The organism is Streptococcus infantis, from assembly GCF_019929575.1.
GTDB lineage: Bacteria > Bacillota > Bacilli > Lactobacillales > Streptococcaceae > Streptococcus > Streptococcus infantis_L.
The window spans coordinates 43,951-62,095 of sequence record NZ_JAHZPU010000007.1 but is presented as its reverse complement, the minus strand read 5'-3'; the positions used below and the strand labels follow the sequence as shown (position 1 = coordinate 62,095).

Genomic DNA, 18,145 nt, shown 5'->3' with positions numbered 1-18,145 from the left:
TTGCTGTTTTTTTGAAATTTTTTCGAAATATATATTAATTTATTTTCAACTTTTTCAAAGTTTTTTGCACATTTTTTATTTATCCAAGCATATTTCTTGACTTTTTGTAAAAAATAATTTGTGAAAACGCTGACTTTGTGATATTCTATTTATATGGAAATGAAATATAAATCTTCAGATTGCTTTCATATCTGGATTTACAACTATTTCCAATTGATTTGAAGGGGGTTGATTTTTTGCCTCTCAGTTCATTATCTGAACGGTTAATGGGAACTACGATTACTATTTCCTTGGTACATGAACAAGCGGACAATCTTCTCCGTCAAGCTTTTGATTTGCTCAAGGAACTTGAATTTCGATTTAATGCGAATAGTATCGAATCGGAATTGATGGAAGTTAACTATCAGGCAGGAATTGCCCCAGTTAAGGTCCACCCTGATCTGTTTGAACTGATTTCTTTAGGATTAGAACACAGTCTAGCTCCTGGAAGTCATCTCAATATCAGCATTGGTCCCTTGGTACAAACCTGGCGTATTGGTTTTTCCGATGCAAAAGTTGCTAGTCCGGAAGAAATTTCTTCGGTTTTACCATTGATAGATCCCCGTTTTATCAAACTTGATTCAATTGCTTCTACTGTTTTCTTAGAAAAGAAAGGAATGAAAATTGATTTAGGTTGTTTAGCCAAGGGCTATAGCGCAGATAAGGTTGCTACTTTCTTAAAAGAAAATGGTGTCACTTCTGCTCTTATCAATCTCGGGGGAAATATCCTTACCATTGGTAATAACCAAGCCAGAAATGGACAACCTTGGCAAATTGGTATTCAAGACCCTAATCATCCACGTGGGAATCACCTGATGACCTTATCTATTACTGGAAAATCTGTTGTTACTTCTGGAATTTATGAACGGCATCTTGAAATCGATGGAAAGGATTATCATCACATTTTCGATAGTGAAACTGGCTATCCTATTGAGACGGATTTGGCTAGTTTAACGATTATATCTGACCGCTCAGTTGATGGTGAGATATGGACCACACGATTGTTTGGTGAACGTAGCGCTTCTATCATGTGGCAAATCGAAAATATCGATGGAATCGAAGCCATCCTTATTGATAAAGATGGACATATCGCTTGTTCATCCGGTATCCAAAGATAAATAATAAATAATGCAAAAAGAGAAAGGAAAGCTCATGCTAAAACTTATTGCTATTGTAGGAACTAACTCTAAACGTTCCACAAACCGCCAACTGCTTCAATATATGCAAAAACACTTTGCTGATAAAGCAGAAATCGAATTGGTAGAAATTAAAGACCTACCAGTCTTCAACAAACCTGCAGATAAACTTATTCCTGCAGAAGCCTTAGAAATTGTTGCAAAAATTGAAGCAGCTGATGGTGTGATTATCGGTACTCCTGAATATGATCACTCAATTCCTGCTGTTCTTATGAGCGCTCTTGCTTGGATTTCTTATGGAGTATTTCCACTCCTTAACAAACCAGTGATGATCACAGGTGCTTCATACGGTACACTCGGTTCATCACGTGCTCAATTGCAACTCCGTCAAATCTTGAATGCACCAGAAATTAAAGCAAATGTTCTCCCAGATGAGTTCTTGCTCTCTCATTCTCTTCAAGCATTCGATAAGAATGGTGACTTGGTAGATCTTGATGTCATCAAGAAATTGGATGCCATCTTTGATGACTTCCGTATCTTTGTCAAGATTACTGAAAAATTGCGTAATGCACAAGAACTTCTTCGTAAAGATGCAGAAGAATTTGACTGGGAAAATTTGTAAGATAGGAGATCGAAAGAATGAAATTTGTTGGACTTGTTGGATCAAACTACGACCAATCATATAACCGCAAACTCTTGGAATTCATCCGTCGTAACTTCAAACTAAAATTTGAATTAGAAGTTCTTGAAATCGATGAAGTTCCAATGTTTAACCAAGACGAAAAATGGGACGAAAGCTTCCAATTGCGCCTTCTTTACAATAAAATTACTCGTGCTGATGGTGTGATTATTGCTACTCCTGAGCACAACCATACAATTTCTGCTTCGCTCAAGTCAGTTCTTGAATGGCTTTCATATGAAGTACATCCATTCGAAAACAAACCAGTGATGATCGTGGGCGCTTCATACTACGACCAAGGAACTTCTCGTGCGCAAGTTCACCTTCGTAAGATTCTTGATGCTCCAGGTGTAAATGCCTATACTCTTCCAGGTAATGAATTCCTTCTTGGAAAAGCTAAAGAAGCTTTTGATGCTGATGGAAACATCATCAACGAAGGAACTGTTAAATTCCTTGAAACTTGCTTAGATAACTTTGTCAAATACGTAGGAGTCGTTTCTAAATTGAAAAAACCAAAACCAATTGAACCAGAAGACTTGGATTGTGGAAAACCAATCGCTACAACTATTACAGAAGTTGATCCTGACGATCCAAACTGGGTAGAAAAAGTCGCTGAAATTACAGGTGCTGTTTCAGGTGATACATATGTTAAACTTGACCATGGTATCTTGACTGTTAACCAAATTGATATGTTCTTGAAAGCTATGCCTTTTGAATTGACATATGCTGACGATAACAACCAATTCCTCTACTACAACAACGCTCACCAAGATCCTGATACAATGTTTGCAAAACGTGTACCATCTCAATCTGGTAGCCGTATGTCAACCGTTCACGGTTCACTTCCACCAGCACGTATGAAAAATGTTGAGTGGGTTATCGGAACACTTCGCAATGGTAACCAAGAATACGTACGTACAATCGTTCCTGGTTCGCCTGCTGGTGTTATCAACACTCACAACTACCAAGCAATGTACTATCCTGACGGATCATATGCTGGTATCAATGAAATTGTCTTTAACTTCCAACCATGGCTTGATTGGTACTTGAAAGAAACTGGCCAACGCTTGGTAGGTGGTAGCGGACCTTTTGCTCCTGCTGCTGGAGGTCATGGCGACGCAGATGCTACTTCTGGAGCTTCTGACTCAGCTGACGGCGGCCATGGAGATGCGGATGCTACATCTGGGGCAAGTAACTAGTTTTTAAGAGGCTGGGACAAAAGTCCTAGCCTCTAAATTGTCTTTGGATTGTCGAGCAAGACGCAGTGGTTGAGTGGGCTCTACTACGCTGATTTCATCAGCTTTTATAGCCCTACTCAACTGTGCGGAGGTGGGACGACGAAATCGAATTCTAACGAATTACCGATTTCTGTCCCACTCTCTTTTTAAAACAAAAACTCGGTTAGATTTCCCTAACCGAGTTTTCTATATCTCAAAATTATGAATTTGGATCGTCAAGACTACGACCATGTAAGCCTTTTTCACGTTGTACCTGACGAAGTTTTTCAGGAGTCACATCATTTCCATCTTCATCTACGATTTTGATTCCTTCAATGTGATGACGAACAGAACGACGATAGCCTTCGATATATTCCTCACGAAGTTTAGCTTGTTCTATTTTTTCTTCTGCAGTCAAGCCTTCAGTTTTTTTCTTTTTCGCAAGCTCATTAATACGAGCGATTTTTTCTGGTGTCATATTTGAACCTCCAATCTACTTTTTAATTTCTATTTTGTATTAAGAAGATTAAAAGCAGCGACAGTTTTTGCTTTATTCACAAGTTCAGCTAGGATAGCTAGACGATTATTCTTAACATCAACATCCTCTGCCATAACCATAGTATTGTCAAAGAAAGCATCAATCACTGGACTAAGAGCAAATAGTTGTGTCAATTTATCGTTAGCTGAACCCTTCAATTCTAGATTTTCGACTGCTTGAGCTAGTTCTTTTTCTTGTTCATTTTCAAAGAGGCTAGTATCAACTTTGACTGATCCTTCTGCCTTTTCTGCTAGGTTAAAGGCACGAGATAATGATTCAACTGATGATTTGTAGTTTTCAGTTTTTGCAACTTCAGTTAAGGCTTCTGCTGCTTCAATCATATCTGCAACAACAAAGTTTGAGCTTGCTAGAACAGCTTCCTTAATATCTTTTGCAGTAGACCCCATCATCTTATCAACACGAGCTTTGATGAAGTTAAGCACTTCTTCTTGATTATCGTAAGTTAGGCTATCAAATGATAAAGCATAAAGGCTAGCAATCAATTCGTCCATTGGAATATTCCAGCCAAAGTCTTCCAAGATACGGACAATCCCTTGTGTTGCTCGACGAAGAGCATAAGGGTCATTTGAACCAGATGGAATCAAACCAACAGAGAAGAAGGACAAGAGAGTATCTAATTTATCAGCTAGTGCAAGGATTGCTCCAACTTTAGACTCAGGAAGAGCACCATCTGCAGAATCTGGAAGGTAGTGTTCACGGATAGCTTGTGCTACTGCCGCATTTTCACCAGCGAGAAGAGCATATTTCTCACCCATGATCCCTTGAAGCTCATCAAATTCACCAACCATACCAGTCAAGAGGTCAAACTTATAAATGGCTGCAGCACGAGCAAGGTCAACAGTTTCATCAACTGATAAACCTGCTTTTTCTGCCAAAAGGATAGCAATTTGCCCAGTACGAATCATGTGCTCACGAAGTGAACCAATCTTTTCATGGAAGGTTACGTGTGATAATTTAGCTACAAGATCTTCAATCTTGAGTTTTTGGTCTTCACGCCAGAAGAATTCACCATCTTCCAGACGTGCCACCAAGACTTTCTCATTTCCTCGGATAACATTATCCAAATATTCTGCATTTCCGTTACGAACAGAAATAAAGTTTGGTTTTAGATTTCCATCAAGGTCACGAACTACAAAATAGCGTTGATGAGTTTCCATTGAAGTGACTAAAACTTCTTCTGGAACCTCTAGGTACTTAGGATCAAAATTCCCCATAAAGGCAGTTGGGTATTCAACCAAATTCAGAACTTCATTCAAGAGTCCTTCATCAATTTGTACCTGAACACCTTCTGCAGCTTCGATAGCCTTAATTTGCTCACGAATCATATTTTCGCGTTCAATGCTATCTGCAATAACATAAACTTTGCGCAGGTCTTCTTCATAGCTGTCAGCATGCTGAATTTCTACTTCGTGACCAAGGAAACGATGTCCACGGCTAACTCTTCCTGAATGAATATCTAAGAAATCCATATCGAGTGCCACATCATCCAAAAGAACTGTCAACGTATGGACTGGACGGATATATTCAAAGGTATTGTTTGCCCAGTGCATACTTACTGGGAAGCTTAAGCTAGCCAATACTTCTGGAATTCCAGCCAAAACTTCCTCAGCTGGTTTTCCAGCCTCATGCTTAGTTACGTAGACATATTCTTCACCCTTAATTTCACGGAATTCGATATCATCTACAGTCAAGCCTTTACCACGGACAAACCCTTGCGCTGCTTTAGAGAAATTTCCTTCTGCATCCAAAGCAATTTTTTTAGAAGGTCCTTTAAAATCTTCAGTCAAATCCGTTTGTTGGTCTGCCAATCCAAGTACGCGAACAGCCAAACGACGTGGAGTTGAAAAAGTTTGAATTCCTTCGTATGAAAGGCGGTTATTATCCAAAAAGGCTGCCATTTTTTCACCTAGTTGTTTTTCACTTGGTGTAACAACGTAGGCCGGTAACTCTTCAAGTCCTAGTTCTACTAATAAGTTTTTTGCCATGTTTTTTCCTTTACAAAATTTCTTCTTTTTGATAGGCACCTTAGGTACTGGGGACGTTGCTAACTAACTTTGTAAGTCTGTGGGGAAATCTTCTGTCTTCTTGACAAAGATTTCCAACAGTCTCATCAAAGTGGATTTAGGCAACTGATTTTTGAACCCAAAGTTTCAAAAATCCCCAAATAGCAGTACGGCGGTGCCTACCCCTTTAGCAAGTCTTCGACTTGCCTCTGGGTGCCATACGGGCTCACTTTGTTCGCCCTTTTTCTATTCTTATAACTGTTTTTATTCTTCCTCTTCTGCTAGGAGTTTGGCGCGTGTGGCTTCGTCAAGAAGTGGGTAACCAAGTTTCTTGCGTTCGGCTACGAATGTTTTAGCTACAACACGGGCTAAGTTACGAATACGAGCGATATAACCAGCACGTTCTGTAACGGATACAGCTCCACGAGCATCAAGCAAGTTGAAAGTGTGTGAACATTTCAAAACGTAGTCATAGGCAGGGTGAACTAGGCCCAATTCCAAAGCACGTCCTGCTTCTTTTTCAAATTTCTCAAAGTTTTCAAGAAGCATATCTTGGTCAGAAACTTCAAAGCTGTATTTTGAATGCTCGTATTCTGGTTGAAGGAAGATTTCTCCGTATTTAACACCTGGAGCCCACTCAATATCATAAACTGAGTCTACTTCTTGGATGTAAGAAGCCAAACGTTCCAATCCGTAAGTAACCTCAGCTGTAACAGGACCAGTTGCCAAGCCACCGACTTGTTGGAAGTAAGTGAATTGAGTGATTTCCATACCATCAAGCCACACTTCCCATCCAAGACCAGCTGAACCAGTTGATGGGTTTTCCCAGTTATCTTCAACGAAACGAATATCGTGTTCCAAAGGATTGATTCCCAATTTTTCCAATGACTCAAGGTAGAGCTCTTGGATGTTTGAAGGTGATGGTTTCATGACCACTTGGAATTGATGGTGTTGGTAAAGACGGTTTGGATTTTCCCCGTAACGACCGTCTGCTGGACGACGTGATGGCTCTACATAAGCCGCATTCCATGGCTCAGGACCAATAGCACGAAGGAAAGTATAAGGGCTCATAGTTCCCGCACCCTTTTCATTATCATAAGCCTGCATAAGCATACAACCCTGATCATTCCAGTATTGTTGCAAAGTCAAGATAATCTCTTGAAAGGTTAGTTTTTTAGACATTATTTACTCCTTTATTATAAATTATTGCGACATGAGTCTGCCTCGTCGATTATACGAGGCAAGACGAGTTAGTACTGCGTCTAGCTCAGGCACCCTAGTGCTGAGCGTGGGGCAGTCCGACTGTAAGGAGGTCTCTGCCACTGACGCAGTGGAAAGTCAATTTTTTAGACATTATTTACTCCTTTATTATAAATTCTTGCGACCTAGAATACAAAAAGAACCGTGTCTTTGCTCCTAAGTCAAGTGACCTAGGGGCGTCAGAAACGCGGTTCCACCCTAATTTATTACTTCATTATTTTTAAAATTTACCAAAAGCGCCACACTCATCTCTCAATCACCTGACTCTCACTACCACAGGCTCGCTTGGGATTTACTGATAAGATATTCTTTCTTGTTGTCTATTATAACAAAAAGGAATGAAAAAGTAAAATTATTTTATCACTAGTCCTATATATTTCTTAGCCAAATTAATTTAACTGCCTCCTTTTTTGCCCCTTTTTGAACAAAAAGAAAAACCGCTACTCCTAAGAATAGCGGTTTAATCATGTTTTTAAGCTACAAATGTAGTTGCTCTATTATTTAAGAGTAACTGAAGCTCCTGCTTCTTCCAATTTAGCTTTGATTTCTTCAGCTTCTGCAGCTGCAACGCCTTCTTTGATGACACCTGGTGCACCATCAACAAGTTCTTTAGCTTCTTTAAGACCAAGACCTGTGATTTCACGTACAACTTTGATAACGCCGACTTTCTTGTCGCCTGCAGCTGTCAATTCAACGTCAAATGAATCTTTAGCAGCTTCTTCAGCACCACCAGCAGCAGCTACAGCTACAGGAGCAGCTGCAGTTACACCAAATTCTTCTTCGATAGCTTTTACAAGGTCGTTCAATTCAAGGATTGAAGCTTCTTTAATTTCAGCAATAATGTTTTCAATGTTCAATGCCATTGTTATTTCCTCCAAATAAGTTTATATTTTATGTTTATATTTTTGTAGCTAGGCTACGCTGCGTAGCTTAAGATTAAGCTGCGTCTTCTTTGTTGTCTGCAACCGCTTTGACTGCAAGAGCAACGTTGCGCACTGGCGCTTGAAGTACAGAAAGGAGCATAGAAAGAAGTCCTTCGCGGTTTGGAAGAGTTGCAAGAGCAACGATTTCTTCTTTTGATGCGACAGCGCCTTCGATTGCACCACCTTTGATTTCAAGTGCGTCAGCGTTTTTAGCAAAGTCGTTCAAGATTTTCGCTGGAGCGATAACATCTTCGTTAGAAAATGCTACAGCAGATGGTCCAACAAATACAGATGCAAGTTCTGCAAGTCCAGCTTTTTCAGCTGCACGACGTAAGATTGAGTTTTTAATAACTTTATACTCAACTTCGCTTCCACGAAGCTCACGACGAAGAACTGTATCTTGTTCAACTGTCAAACCACGAGCGTCTACAACGACGATTGATGCAGCAGCTTTCATTTTTTCAGCTACTACGTCAACTAGTTCCGCTTTTTTAGCAATAATTGCTTCACTCATTAGTGTGTTCACCTCCGTAATTATTTTGCTTGGGGAATTTTTCCAAAAGAAAAACGCGCCCAAACCTAGACACGAAAGTACAATACGCTTCTTTTTACATGATACGTTTTGTCCTCGGTAGGATATTTATGAGTCGAGCTCCCCTACTGTCTTAGGCAGTTTTTTCAAACCGTTATTAAGTATAACATACTACTTTGATTAGTGCAAGAGTTTTTTGCTTATTTTTTAAAAATTTTATTTATTTTTTAACCTTATTTCCAGATAATCTCATCAAAAATCAATTTTAGTTCTTGACTTGTTTGATTTTTTATTGTACTATACAACTGTATATACAGATAAAAAGGAGTTATTATGAATACACAAAAGAAAACACAATTCATGACCTTGACCGCATTGCTAACAGCTATCGCTATTTTGATTCCTTTGGTGATGCCCTTTAAAATTGTCATTCCTCCCGCTTCCTACACTTTAGGAAGTCACGTTGCTATTTTTATCGCTATGTTCCTCTCGCCATGGATGGCTATCTTTGTTATTATAGCTTCTAGTTTAGGATTTCTCATGGCTGGGTATCCGATTGTCATTGTACTTCGCGCCTTTTCCCACATATTCTTTGGAAGTCTGGGTGCTTTCTATCTTCAAAAACATCCTCAAACCTTGGACAATAAGAAATCTTCATTGATTTTTAACTTTGTACTTGGCTTGGTTCATGCTATTGCTGAAGTTTTGGCTTGTATGATCTTTTATGCTAGTACTGGAACTGACTTAAAAAATATGTTCTATGTCTTGTTTGTATTAGTTGGATTTGGTACTATTATCCATAGTATGGTAGACTATTACCTAGCCTTGGCTGTTTATAAAGCATTGAGAAAACGCCGTTAAGCGTTTAGAGAGAAGAATATGACAAAAAATCGAAAAGAAGCACTTTTACAACTGTTAAAGGAGTCTCAAAAACCTCTAAATGGTCAAACTTTAGCAGATCGTTTTCATGTAACCCGTCAGATTATCGTTCAGGACATTGCTGTTCTACGTGCTGATGGTGCTCCGATCCTATCAAGCAATCGTGGCTATATTTATAAAGAAAATAAAACCAATCCTTATGTTCACAAACTGTTTAAAGTCAAGCACGAAATGGAAGAAATCGGTCAAGAACTTCTAGCTATCGTCGATAATGGGGGACGTGTTCAGAATACCTTGATTGATCATCCTGTCTACGGAGAAATTGAAACCTTGCTCAAACTCTCTTGTCGCCGGGACGTTCAGCATTTTTTAGAGCAAGTCGAACGGTCTGACTTTAGACCACTTTCTGAATTAACAGATGGCGTCCATTATCACCTAGTCGAAGCTGAAAATGAACAAGACCTCCTCTATATCGAGAAGGCCTTGGACCAGCTAGGTTATTTAATTAAAGATTAGAAAGTCTTCTTTTCCCATCCATCTTCTGTACGGTGACGATAGAAAAATTCTGATTTATCAGGAGCTTCCATCATCTCCATTAAAGGTAACATATCATAGGCCAGATCCAAGTTAGGAATCTGGTCTTTTTGCACCCAGGACACTTCTCCTTCTTCAGAGGACTGGAGAGTACCCGTAAATTCAGTCGCCTTGTAACAAAAGACAATGTAGCGCTCACCCGAATCTAAAGGCCAATTTTTTATACCGACCAGTTGAGGATTTTTTATCGTCAGACCTGTCTCCTCGTATATCTCACGAATGACAGATTCTGCAAAGGCCTCACCATCTTCCACATGACCTCCTGGAAAAGCATAGCCAGACCAGCGGTTGGTTTCAGGCGATCGATACTGCATAACCACGCGCTGCTTTTCAAGATCTTCAATTAGGCAAATATTGGTTAGAATGGTTAATTGTGCACGAGACATACATAGACTCACTTTCTAATGTTTAATTTTCTACATACTTAACTTTAGACTTCATAATCAATGGATTAATCAAGTCATGATATTCATGAATTTCATGGAGCAAGGATCCTCTAATGATTCTGATTTCATTATTTTCTTTATTAACGTAGTAGTCTATATTGATTGGCATAGATGAATCTGGAACCGTGGAAAAGAAGAAAAATATCATGAACCAGATCAAGAGAGCAATGAAACCGCTAAGAGTCTGAAAAATTAGATGATGCCACTGAAAAATTCTCGTTTTATAAAAGATGGTCCATGGTTGGATAAATAAGGTCAAGCAAAGACCAAAGAACCAGAGATTCCACAAGACTGGTGTAAAGGCTAAACCAAAGAGGCCTAAGATAAAATGAATCAGTACAAATACTAGGCACAAAAGATAAATAAACCTAAATACAGTTAGATGTTTCATCATGATTGACTCCTTTTCTTTTCAATATATTTTATTATTAGAGTTATAATAGATGCCAAACTGAAAAAGATCAGATAAGTTGCAATAGGAAACCAGATGTGGCGGTGATCTAGGGATAAGAGAGAAGGCAAAATCCCTTTACTATTTTTCCCGCCAATACCAATAAAGAGATGAACCACTAGACCGATACTATTAAGATAGATAAATAAATCTGCATATCTTTTTATCGTCATTCTTGTCCTAGTCAAGTCTAGGAACCAATAGTCAAATAATCGATACACTAGACAAAAAAGATTTATATATATTGGAAAACTATAGTTGATATCTCTGTATGGTGAAGGAATAGGAAGACTTTCAAAAATTAGATTCAAACTTAGTCCTATTGCTAGGATAAGACCGAGGATCAAGAAGAATCCTAAAAATTTATGAGAATCTAGCCAAAGATGAAAACTTTCTTTCCTTGAAAGAATCTTTTTTGTATTTGACTTTCTTTTGTTACTTTTATTTGATTGTATTTTTCCCATTTTCTTCTTTTCTCTTTTCAATATACTTGGAAATTATAATTATCACAATAGGCACTAGAAAGAAAATGAAATAAGTAACGAGGGGAAACCAGATATAGCGATAGTCTAATGCCCACATCGGAAGTAATCTTCTTCCTCTTTTAGAGGTCATCCCAATCGTTAACTGTAATACACAAGCAATTCCGTTAAGATATAAAAACACTTCTGCAAAATTTTGCAAGGAAATCCAGTCTTTCCTAAAGTTACGAAGGAAAGTATGATAAGATGCATTCACCAAAAGAACGATATTTAAATAAAGTGGAAAACTATAATGCAGTTCCCGATAGGGACTTGGAATAAGGGTTGTTCCGTACAATAGACATAATATTCCTAGAGCAGAAAAGAACAGAACGCTTGCATCAAGGATCCAGGCAATTGTTGAATGTTGCACAAACCACAGATTCATGCGGTCTAGTAGACCAATCTTTCGCTTTGATTTCTGGTGTTTTTTTAATGTTTTCTGTCTCTTACTTTTTTGTTTCATGATAGTTTTTTAACTTCTTCCGCTACTTTTTGGAGATGCTCTTCACGCATACTTGCTGTATTCACATCCCGTCCAACTTCACCTAGTACGCACACGCGCTTGGTTTTAATTCCACAGTGATTCAAGACCGCATTTTTCAAAACGGAGATGCCATAGCTATCTGGAATGTTGATAGGACCCGAAAAGATTTTGTACCACCAAGTGGGCGCCATGGAGGTTGCGTAAATACTGGCTGTTTTCCCTTTTAATAACTTTTTAAACTGCTTGCCTCTTAGATAATTCCAGATAAAACTTCCCTGGTCATTGGCAGAGTAGGCAATTCCAGGTGTGAAGACGCGATCAATCCAGCCTTTCATGAGGCTAGGCATACTACTCCACCAGATAGGATAAATAAAGATGAAATGATCTGCCCATTGGATTAATTCCTGAGAATGAAGGATAAAAGAATCTTCTTCCATACGTTTTCGATAACCATAACGTAAAACAGGATCAAAATCTTCTTCATTAAGATTGATGACTTCAAGCTCATGATGCCTTGAGTCAATATTTTCTACAATGGTTTGAAAAATAGCCTGACAATAACTTTCCTTATCCGGGTGTCCATTGATGACTAGAATTTTCATTCGTCTTCTCCTTCATCTCTTTGTTTCATTCTATCTATTTCACTTTTTATACTTGATTAGTTGATAATGGTTCAAAGATTGTAGATACGTCCTTTAGGAACTTTTATTTGCAGAACACATCATCCTCAATTCCTTAACAGGTTTTCCAAGGTCAAGTATTTTTTCTTGGCCATCAAAAGTAAAACCCATTTTTTGATAGAAAGCAATGGCTCTCTTATTATCTTTCAATACCCATAAATAAATTTCAGAGAAATGATCAAGAGCAACAAATGCAGCATGCATTAACTGTTCACTCACACCTTTTCCATAGTAATCTTTTAAAACATATAAGGCAATGATTTCACCAGCTTGAATGGCCTCATCACGAAAATTTCCATAGTTGATAAATCCAACGACCTTCTTTCCATCCATCGCAATCAAGGTATTTTCTGGATATTTTTGGCTAAAGAATCGACATCTTTCTAATGTCATCGTCTCCTGAAATTCAGCGGGTAAAAGATCGTCATAAGCCTCTCTCCACGTTTGCCAGTGAACGAGGGACTTACCTTCTATCTCTTCAGGAGTTTCCATTATTTTAATGATAATCTTCATTCGCTTTATCCCATCTAATCCAAAGCCTTGACTTCCAACATCATGTCACGGATTTGAGCAGCTAACTCGAAATCAAGCACTTCGACGGCTTCTTGCATTTGTTTTTCCAGTTTCTTGACTAGTTCTTTGCGTTCTTGTTTATTGAGGCTATTGATATCAACTTCCTTGTCCTCTTCTTTAGCCACAGTTTTTGTGACAGAGATAAGGTCACGGATTTCCTTCTTAATAGTTTGTGGGACGATGCCGTGTTCTTCATTATAGGCCATCTGAATCTTACGACGACGAGCTGTTTCATCGATGGCTTTTTGCATAGACTGAGTCATAGTATCAGCATACATGATGACATGCCCTTCACTATTACGGGCTGCACGACCGATGGTTTGGATAAGACCACGTTCGTTACGGAGAAAGCCTTCCTTATCAGCATCAAGAATGGCAACCAAACTTACTTCAGGTACGTCAATCCCTTCACGAAGGAGGTTAATCCCGACTAAGACATCAAAAACTCCTAATCGTAAATCTCGGATAATCTCTGTCCGCTCTAAAGTCTTGATATCCGAGTGCATGTACTTGACCTTGATCCCCATTTCCTTGAAGTAGTCTGTCAAGTCTTCTGCCATTTTCTTGGTCAAGGTTGTAATAAAGGTACGCTCGTTCTTTTCAACACGAGCATTGATTTCCCCCAAGAGGTCATCAATCTGTCCCATGGTTGGACGCACTTCTACCTCAGGATCCAAAAGACCTGTTGGACGGATGATTTGTTCAATCACGGTGTCAGTTTGTTCCATCTCGTAATCACCAGGTGTCGCTGAAACGTAGACAATCTGGTGGACATGACTTTCAAACTCTTCACGACGAAGGGGACGGTTGTCCAAAGCAGACGGCAAACGGAACCCGTAGTTAACCAACATTTCCTTACGTGAACGGTCACCATTATACATTCCTTTGATTTGCCCCATAGTCATATGACTCTCGTCAATCATAATCAGGAAATCATCTGGGAAGAAATCAAGAAGTGTATAAGGAGGCTCTCCTTCGCTTCGTCCATCCATGTGACGTGAGTAGTTTTCGACACCATTGGTATAACCCATCTCACGTAGCATCTCGATATCGTACTCTGTCCGTTGTTTCAAGCGTTGCGCTTCGAGGAGTTTGCCTTCTTTTTCAAAGATAGCTAACTGCTCCTCCAACTCAGCCTGAATCTTAGCAATGGCTACTTCCATATGGTCGTCATTGGTCACAAAGTGAGTGGCTGGGAAAATCGCCAAATGGTCCACTTCACCGAGGACTTGACCAGTTAAAGCTTCAACCTCCCGGATGCGATCAATCTCATCTCCGAAGAACTCAACACGAAAGGCATGCTCGTCACGAGATGCTGGGAAAATCTCCACCACATCCCCACGTACACGGAATCTTCCCCGTTGGAAATCAATGTCGTTACGTTCAAATTGAATATCGACCAATTCATTCAGGAGTTTATCACGAGAAATTTCAAGTCCTGGGCGTAAACTTACCACGCTGTCAGCATATTCCTTAGGAGAACCCAAACCATAAATACAAGATACAGATGCTACAACGATGACATCGTTACGCTCCAAGAGCGCTGATGTAGCGGAGTGACGAAGTTTATCAATCTCATCGTTAACTGAACTATCTTTTTCGATATAAGTATCACTAGAGGGAACATAGGCTTCTGGCTGGTAGTAATCATAATAGGACACGAAGTACTCGACCGCATTCTCAGGGAAAAATTCCTTAAACTCCCCGTAGAGCTGGCCTGCTAGGGTCTTATTGTGGGCGATGACTAGGGTTGGTTTATTAACTTTGGAAATCACCTGACTCATGGTATAGGTCTTTCCTGTGCCAGTCGCCCCCATCAGGATTTGAGCCTTTTCTCCACCCTCAATGTTATCCACCAACTGTTCAATGGCCTGCGGTTGGTCGCCAGATGGTTGGTATTTGGATACAAGTTTAAATTTGTTGTCTGTAATTCTATTGATCATAATTGCCTCATACACATTTTCTATCCTTCTATTTTACCATAAAAAGGATCGACTTACTGATTCTCAACTTCTTGCCGCTTAGCATCGTATGTCACATCTTCTTACATCAAAACACTAAATATTTGCCAACTTTTTTATTTTCTGCTATAATGGGTAAATATTCTAAAAAGGAGACTAAACATGAAGAAAAAAATCCTTGCATTTTTATTATTTTTATTTCCCTTATTCTCTTTAGGCTATGTTAATGCGGACACTATCAAGATTGTTAGTGATACAGCTTATGCACCCTTTGAGTTTAAAGATACAGACCAGACTTATAAAGGAATTGATGTCGACATCATCAATAAAGTCGCTGAGATAAAAGGATGGAATATCCAAATGTCTTATCCAGGCTTTGATGCTGCTGTCAATGCGGTCCAAGCAGGGCAAGCAGATGCAATCATGGCTGGTATGACAAAAACCAAAGAACGTGAAAACGTCTTTACCATGTCTGATACATACTATGATACAAAAGTTGTCATCGCAACAACTAAGTCTAACAAAATCACTAAGTATGAAGAACTCAGTGGTAAAACTGTTGGTGTTAAAAACGGTACTGCTGCACAACGTTTCCTAGAAAGTATCAAAGATAAATATGGTTTCACTATCAAAACCTTTGATACTGGTGATTTGATGAATAATAGTTTAAGTACTGGTGCTGTAAATGCCATCATGGACGACAAACCAGTTATCGAGTACGCTATTAACCAAGGGCAAGATCTCAGTATCAACATGGACGGAGAAGCCGTTGGAAGCTTTGCTTTCGGAGTTAAAAAAGGTAGCAAATACGAATACCTAGTTACAGAATTTAACGAGGCTTTAGCACAAATGAAAAAAGATGGTAGCTTGGACAAGATTATCAACAAATGGACAAGTTCCTCTAAAACTAGTTCACAAGTGACTTCTCTCACTTCTACTACAAGCGCTGGTCAAAAAGCAACTCCACTCAAATCAAAATACGTTATCGCGAGTGATTCTTCATTTGCACCATTTGTTTTCCAGAACTCAAGCAACCAGTACACTGGTATTGATATGGATCTAATCAAGGCTATTGCCAAAGATCAATGTTTCGAGATTGAAATCACCAACCCAGGATTTGACGCTGCTATTAACGCGGTTCAATCTGGTCAAGCTGATGGTATGATTGCTGGTATGTCTGTTACAGATGCTCGTAAAGAAACCTTTGATTTCTCTGATTCTTACTATACAGCTAATACGATTCTTGGAGTTAAGGAATCAAGTACCATTTCTTCTTATGAAGATTTGAATGGTAAAACCGTTGGTGCTAAAAACGGTACTGCTTCTCAAACCTTCTTAACTGAAAATCAAAGCAAATATGGTTATAAAATTAAAACCTTTGCAGACGGTTCATCTATGTATGACAGCTTGAACACTGGTGCAGTTGATGCTGTGATGGATGACGAACCAGTTCTTAAATACTCTATCAGTCAAGGTCAAAAATTAAAAACACCAATCGAAGGTACTCCAATCGGTGAAACTGCTTTTGCAGTTAAAAAGGGAAGTAATCCTGAATTGATTGAAATGTTCAACAACGGCCTTGCAAATCTTAAAGCAAGTGGTGAATTCCAAAAGATTCTTGATAAATACCTTGCAACTGATTCAACAAGTGAATCATCAACTGTTGACGAAACTACTATCTGGGGCTTGTTGAAAAACAACTACAAACAACTTCTAAGTGGACTTGGAATTACCCTTTCTCTAGCTTTGATCTCTTTTGCAATTGCGATTGTTATCGGAATTATCTTTGGTATGTTCAGCGTTAGTCCTTATAAATCACTTCGTCTCATTTCAGAAATCTTTGTCGATGTGATTCGTGGTATTCCATTGATGATTCTTGCTGCCTTTATCTTCTGGGGAGTTCCTAACTTTATCGAATCCCTTACAGGCCAACAGAGTCCAATCAATGACTTTGTCGCTGGAACAATTGCACTGTCTCTAAACTCAGCTGCCTACATCGCTGAAATTGTTCGTGGTGGTATCAAGGCTGTTCCTGTTGGACAAATGGAAGCCAGTCGAAGTCTTGGTATCTCTTACAGTAAAACCATGCGTAAGATTGTCTTGCCACAAGCAACCAAACTTATGCTTCCAAACTTCGTCAACCAATTTGTTATCGCTTTGAAAGATACAACGATCGTATCTGCAATCGGTTTGGTAGAACTCTTCCAGACGGGTAAGATTATCATTGCTCGTAACTACCAAAGTTTCAAAATGTATGCAATTCTCGCAATCTTCTACCTTGTGATTATTACTCTTCTAACTAGATTAGCGAAACGCTTAGAAAAGAGGATTCAATAATGGCTAAATTAAAAATCGATGTCGATAATTTACATAAGCAATATGGTAAAAACAAAGTCCTTAAAGGAATCTCAGCAAAATTCTACGAAGGGGATGTTGTTTGTATCATTGGACCTTCTGGTTCAGGTAAATCAACTTTCTTGCGTAGCTTGAATCTCCTTGAGGAAGGTACAAAAGGTCACATCACAGTTAATGGTTATGATTTGACAGATAAAGCAACAAACGTGGACCACGTTCGTGAAAATATCGGAATGGTTTTCCAGCACTTCAATCTTTTCCCTCACATGACAGTATTGGAAAATATCACTTTCGCGCCAGTAGAGCATAAGTTGATGACTAAGGCCGAAGCTGAAAAATTGGGAATGGAACTCCTTGAAAAAGTTGGATTGGCTGATAAAGCGAATGCAAATCCTGAAAGTCTATCAGGGGGGCAAAAACAACGTGTGGCTATCGCTCGCGGTTTAGCAATGAACCCCGATATCATGCTTTTTGACGAACCAACTTCTGCCCTCGACCCTGAGATGGTCGGTGACGTTCTTAACGTTATGAAGGAATTGGCTGATCAAGGCATGACTATGATCATCGTAACTCACGAAATGGGATTTGCCCGCAAGGTTGCCAATCGTGTCATCTTTACTGCTGACGGTGAATTCCTTGAGGACGGTACACCAGATCAAATCTTTGATAACCCACAACATCCCCGTCTAAAAGAATTTTTGGACAAGGTTCTAAACGTCTAGAAAAGAGAGTGGGACAGAAATCGGTAATTCTTTAGAATTCTATTTCGTCGTCCCACCTCCGCACAGTTGAGTAGGGCTCTACTACGTCTTGCTCGACAATCCAAAGACAATTGAGAGGCTAGGACTTT

Annotated in this window: 18 protein-coding genes and 1 other annotated feature; of the genes, 7 read left to right on the top strand and 11 right to left on the bottom strand. The window is 39.2% G+C overall.

Features of this window, described 5'->3' with window-relative positions; genetic code table 11:
- Positions 1-236: 236 nt before the first annotated feature.
- The 3 genes from K1I67_RS04015 to K1I67_RS04005 are packed head-to-tail and all read left to right on the top strand — an operon-like array spanning position 237 to position 3,053.
- Positions 237-1,157: an FAD:protein FMN transferase gene (locus K1I67_RS04015; RefSeq protein WP_049525812.1), complete on the top strand. Its 921-nt coding sequence runs from the start codon at positions 237-239 to the stop codon at positions 1,155-1,157.
- A 34-nt stretch (positions 1,158-1,191) separates the two neighbouring features.
- Complete coding sequence (locus K1I67_RS04010) at positions 1,192-1,797, top strand: NADPH-dependent FMN reductase (protein WP_000915942.1); 606 nt, start codon at positions 1,192-1,194, stop codon at positions 1,795-1,797.
- Between the two features lie 17 nt (positions 1,798-1,814).
- Positions 1,815-3,053, top strand: a complete 1,239-nt coding sequence (locus K1I67_RS04005) for an NAD(P)H-dependent oxidoreductase (RefSeq protein ID WP_223338881.1) — start codon at positions 1,815-1,817, stop codon at positions 3,051-3,053.
- 238 nt (positions 3,054-3,291) lie between these two features.
- Here K1I67_RS04005 and K1I67_RS04000 read toward each other — a convergent pair whose 3' ends face one another.
- The 5 genes from K1I67_RS04000 to rplJ form a co-directional block, all read right to left on the bottom strand.
- Entirely contained in the window at positions 3,292-3,549 is a 258-nt protein-coding gene (locus K1I67_RS04000) for a DUF896 family protein (protein WP_223338880.1), read from the bottom strand.
- A gap of 29 nt (positions 3,550-3,578) precedes the next feature.
- A complete protein-coding gene (glyS, locus tag K1I67_RS03995; protein ID WP_223338879.1) occupies positions 3,579-5,615 on the bottom strand; it encodes a glycine--tRNA ligase subunit beta in 2,037 nt (678 codons plus the stop codon).
- A 282-nt stretch (positions 5,616-5,897) separates the two neighbouring features.
- On the bottom strand, positions 5,898-6,815 hold the full coding sequence (gene glyQ, locus K1I67_RS03990; protein WP_000038760.1) for a glycine--tRNA ligase subunit alpha: 918 nt from the start codon (positions 6,813-6,815) through the stop codon (positions 5,898-5,900).
- Positions 6,816-7,390: 575 nt separating this feature from the next.
- The gene (gene rplL / locus K1I67_RS03985) at positions 7,391-7,756 is read right to left on the bottom strand and encodes a 50S ribosomal protein L7/L12 (RefSeq protein WP_001196968.1); all 366 of its coding nucleotides are present in this window, start codon (positions 7,754-7,756) and stop codon (positions 7,391-7,393) included.
- 73 nt (positions 7,757-7,829) lie between these two features.
- Positions 7,830-8,330, bottom strand: coding sequence for a 50S ribosomal protein L10 (gene rplJ / locus K1I67_RS03980; RefSeq protein WP_001287269.1), 501 nt, complete (start codon positions 8,328-8,330; stop codon positions 7,830-7,832).
- Between the two features lie 38 nt (positions 8,331-8,368).
- Positions 8,369-8,504: a sequence feature (ribosomal protein L10 leader region), on the bottom strand.
- Positions 8,505-8,681: 177 nt separating this feature from the next.
- Here rplJ and K1I67_RS03975 point away from each other — a divergent pair.
- Together K1I67_RS03975 and K1I67_RS03970 are read left to right on the top strand one after the other, a co-directional pair.
- The gene (locus tag K1I67_RS03975; RefSeq protein WP_001095969.1) at positions 8,682-9,209 is read left to right on the top strand and encodes an ECF transporter S component; all 528 of its coding nucleotides are present in this window, start codon (positions 8,682-8,684) and stop codon (positions 9,207-9,209) included.
- An 18-nt stretch (positions 9,210-9,227) separates the two neighbouring features.
- The gene (locus tag K1I67_RS03970) at positions 9,228-9,743 is read left to right on the top strand and encodes a transcription repressor NadR (RefSeq protein ID WP_223338878.1); all 516 of its coding nucleotides are present in this window, start codon (positions 9,228-9,230) and stop codon (positions 9,741-9,743) included.
- Here K1I67_RS03970 and K1I67_RS03965 read toward each other — a convergent pair.
- The 6 genes from K1I67_RS03965 to uvrB form a co-directional block, all read right to left on the bottom strand.
- Entirely contained in the window at positions 9,740-10,207 is a 468-nt protein-coding gene (locus K1I67_RS03965) for an 8-oxo-dGTP diphosphatase (RefSeq protein WP_223338877.1), read from the bottom strand. The genes K1I67_RS03970 and K1I67_RS03965 overlap by 4 nt on opposite strands.
- A 22-nt stretch (positions 10,208-10,229) precedes the next feature.
- Entirely contained in the window at positions 10,230-10,661 is a 432-nt protein-coding gene (locus K1I67_RS03960; RefSeq protein ID WP_223338875.1) for a hypothetical protein, read from the bottom strand.
- A gap of 498 nt (positions 10,662-11,159) precedes the next feature.
- Entirely contained in the window at positions 11,160-11,705 is a 546-nt protein-coding gene (locus tag K1I67_RS03955; RefSeq protein WP_223338874.1) for a hypothetical protein, read from the bottom strand.
- Positions 11,702-12,328 carry an NAD(P)H-dependent oxidoreductase gene (locus K1I67_RS03950; protein WP_223338873.1) on the bottom strand — a complete coding sequence of 209 codons (627 nt, stop codon included), beginning with the start codon at positions 12,326-12,328 and terminating at the stop codon, positions 11,702-11,704. Before K1I67_RS03950 ends, K1I67_RS03955 begins: the two co-directional genes overlap by 4 nt.
- Before the next feature lie 93 nt (positions 12,329-12,421).
- On the bottom strand, positions 12,422-12,919 hold the full coding sequence (locus tag K1I67_RS03945; RefSeq protein ID WP_223338871.1) for a GNAT family N-acetyltransferase: 498 nt from the start codon (positions 12,917-12,919) through the stop codon (positions 12,422-12,424).
- 14 nt (positions 12,920-12,933) lie between these two features.
- Positions 12,934-14,922 (bottom strand): excinuclease ABC subunit UvrB, encoded by a 1,989-nt coding sequence (gene uvrB, locus K1I67_RS03940; protein WP_049525975.1) that lies wholly within the window; start codon positions 14,920-14,922, stop codon positions 12,934-12,936.
- Between the two features lie 180 nt (positions 14,923-15,102).
- Here uvrB and K1I67_RS03935 point away from each other — a divergent pair, with 180 nt between their 5' ends.
- Both K1I67_RS03935 and K1I67_RS03930 read left to right on the top strand, forming a co-directional pair.
- Positions 15,103-17,277 (top strand): ABC transporter substrate-binding protein/permease, encoded by a 2,175-nt coding sequence (locus tag K1I67_RS03935; RefSeq protein ID WP_223338869.1) that lies wholly within the window; start codon positions 15,103-15,105, stop codon positions 17,275-17,277.
- Positions 17,277-18,017 (top strand): amino acid ABC transporter ATP-binding protein, encoded by a 741-nt coding sequence (locus K1I67_RS03930; RefSeq protein ID WP_223338868.1) that lies wholly within the window; start codon positions 17,277-17,279, stop codon positions 18,015-18,017. The genes K1I67_RS03935 and K1I67_RS03930 overlap by 1 nt, the downstream gene beginning before the upstream one ends.
- Positions 18,018-18,145: the final 128 nt, after the last annotated feature.

What these genes read in the sequence shown, in the direction of transcription:
- glyS (WP_223338879.1), bottom strand. Translation starts at nt 5,615, where the DNA reads ATGGCAAAAAACTTATTAGTAGAACTAGGACTTGAAGAGTTACCGGCC.
- glyQ (WP_000038760.1), bottom strand. Translation starts at nt 6,815, where the DNA reads ATGTCTAAAAAACTAACCTTTCAAGAGATTATCTTGACTTTGCAACAA.
- K1I67_RS04005 (WP_223338881.1), top strand. Translation starts at nt 1,815, where the DNA reads ATGAAATTTGTTGGACTTGTTGGATCAAACTACGACCAATCATATAAC.
- K1I67_RS04000 (WP_223338880.1), bottom strand. Translation starts at nt 3,549, where the DNA reads ATGACACCAGAAAAAATCGCTCGTATTAATGAGCTTGCGAAAAAGAAA.
- K1I67_RS03975 (WP_001095969.1), top strand. Translation starts at nt 8,682, where the DNA reads ATGAATACACAAAAGAAAACACAATTCATGACCTTGACCGCATTGCTA.
- K1I67_RS03935 (WP_223338869.1), top strand. Translation starts at nt 15,103, where the DNA reads ATGAAGAAAAAAATCCTTGCATTTTTATTATTTTTATTTCCCTTATTC.
- uvrB (WP_049525975.1), bottom strand. Translation starts at nt 14,922, where the DNA reads ATGATCAATAGAATTACAGACAACAAATTTAAACTTGTATCCAAATAC.
- K1I67_RS04010 (WP_000915942.1), top strand. Translation starts at nt 1,192, where the DNA reads ATGCTAAAACTTATTGCTATTGTAGGAACTAACTCTAAACGTTCCACA.
- rplJ (WP_001287269.1), bottom strand. Translation starts at nt 8,330, where the DNA reads ATGAGTGAAGCAATTATTGCTAAAAAAGCGGAACTAGTTGACGTAGTA.
- K1I67_RS03965 (WP_223338877.1), bottom strand. Translation starts at nt 10,207, where the DNA reads ATGTCTCGTGCACAATTAACCATTCTAACCAATATTTGCCTAATTGAA.
- rplL (WP_001196968.1), bottom strand. Translation starts at nt 7,756, where the DNA reads ATGGCATTGAACATTGAAAACATTATTGCTGAAATTAAAGAAGCTTCA.
- K1I67_RS03970 (WP_223338878.1), top strand. Translation starts at nt 9,228, where the DNA reads ATGACAAAAAATCGAAAAGAAGCACTTTTACAACTGTTAAAGGAGTCT.
- K1I67_RS03950 (WP_223338873.1), bottom strand. Translation starts at nt 12,328, where the DNA reads ATGAAAATTCTAGTCATCAATGGACACCCGGATAAGGAAAGTTATTGT.
- K1I67_RS03930 (WP_223338868.1), top strand. Translation starts at nt 17,277, where the DNA reads ATGGCTAAATTAAAAATCGATGTCGATAATTTACATAAGCAATATGGT.
- K1I67_RS03955 (WP_223338874.1), bottom strand. Translation starts at nt 11,705, where the DNA reads ATGAAACAAAAAAGTAAGAGACAGAAAACATTAAAAAAACACCAGAAA.
- K1I67_RS03945 (WP_223338871.1), bottom strand. Translation starts at nt 12,919, where the DNA reads ATGAAGATTATCATTAAAATAATGGAAACTCCTGAAGAGATAGAAGGT.
- K1I67_RS03960 (WP_223338875.1), bottom strand. Translation starts at nt 10,661, where the DNA reads ATGATGAAACATCTAACTGTATTTAGGTTTATTTATCTTTTGTGCCTA.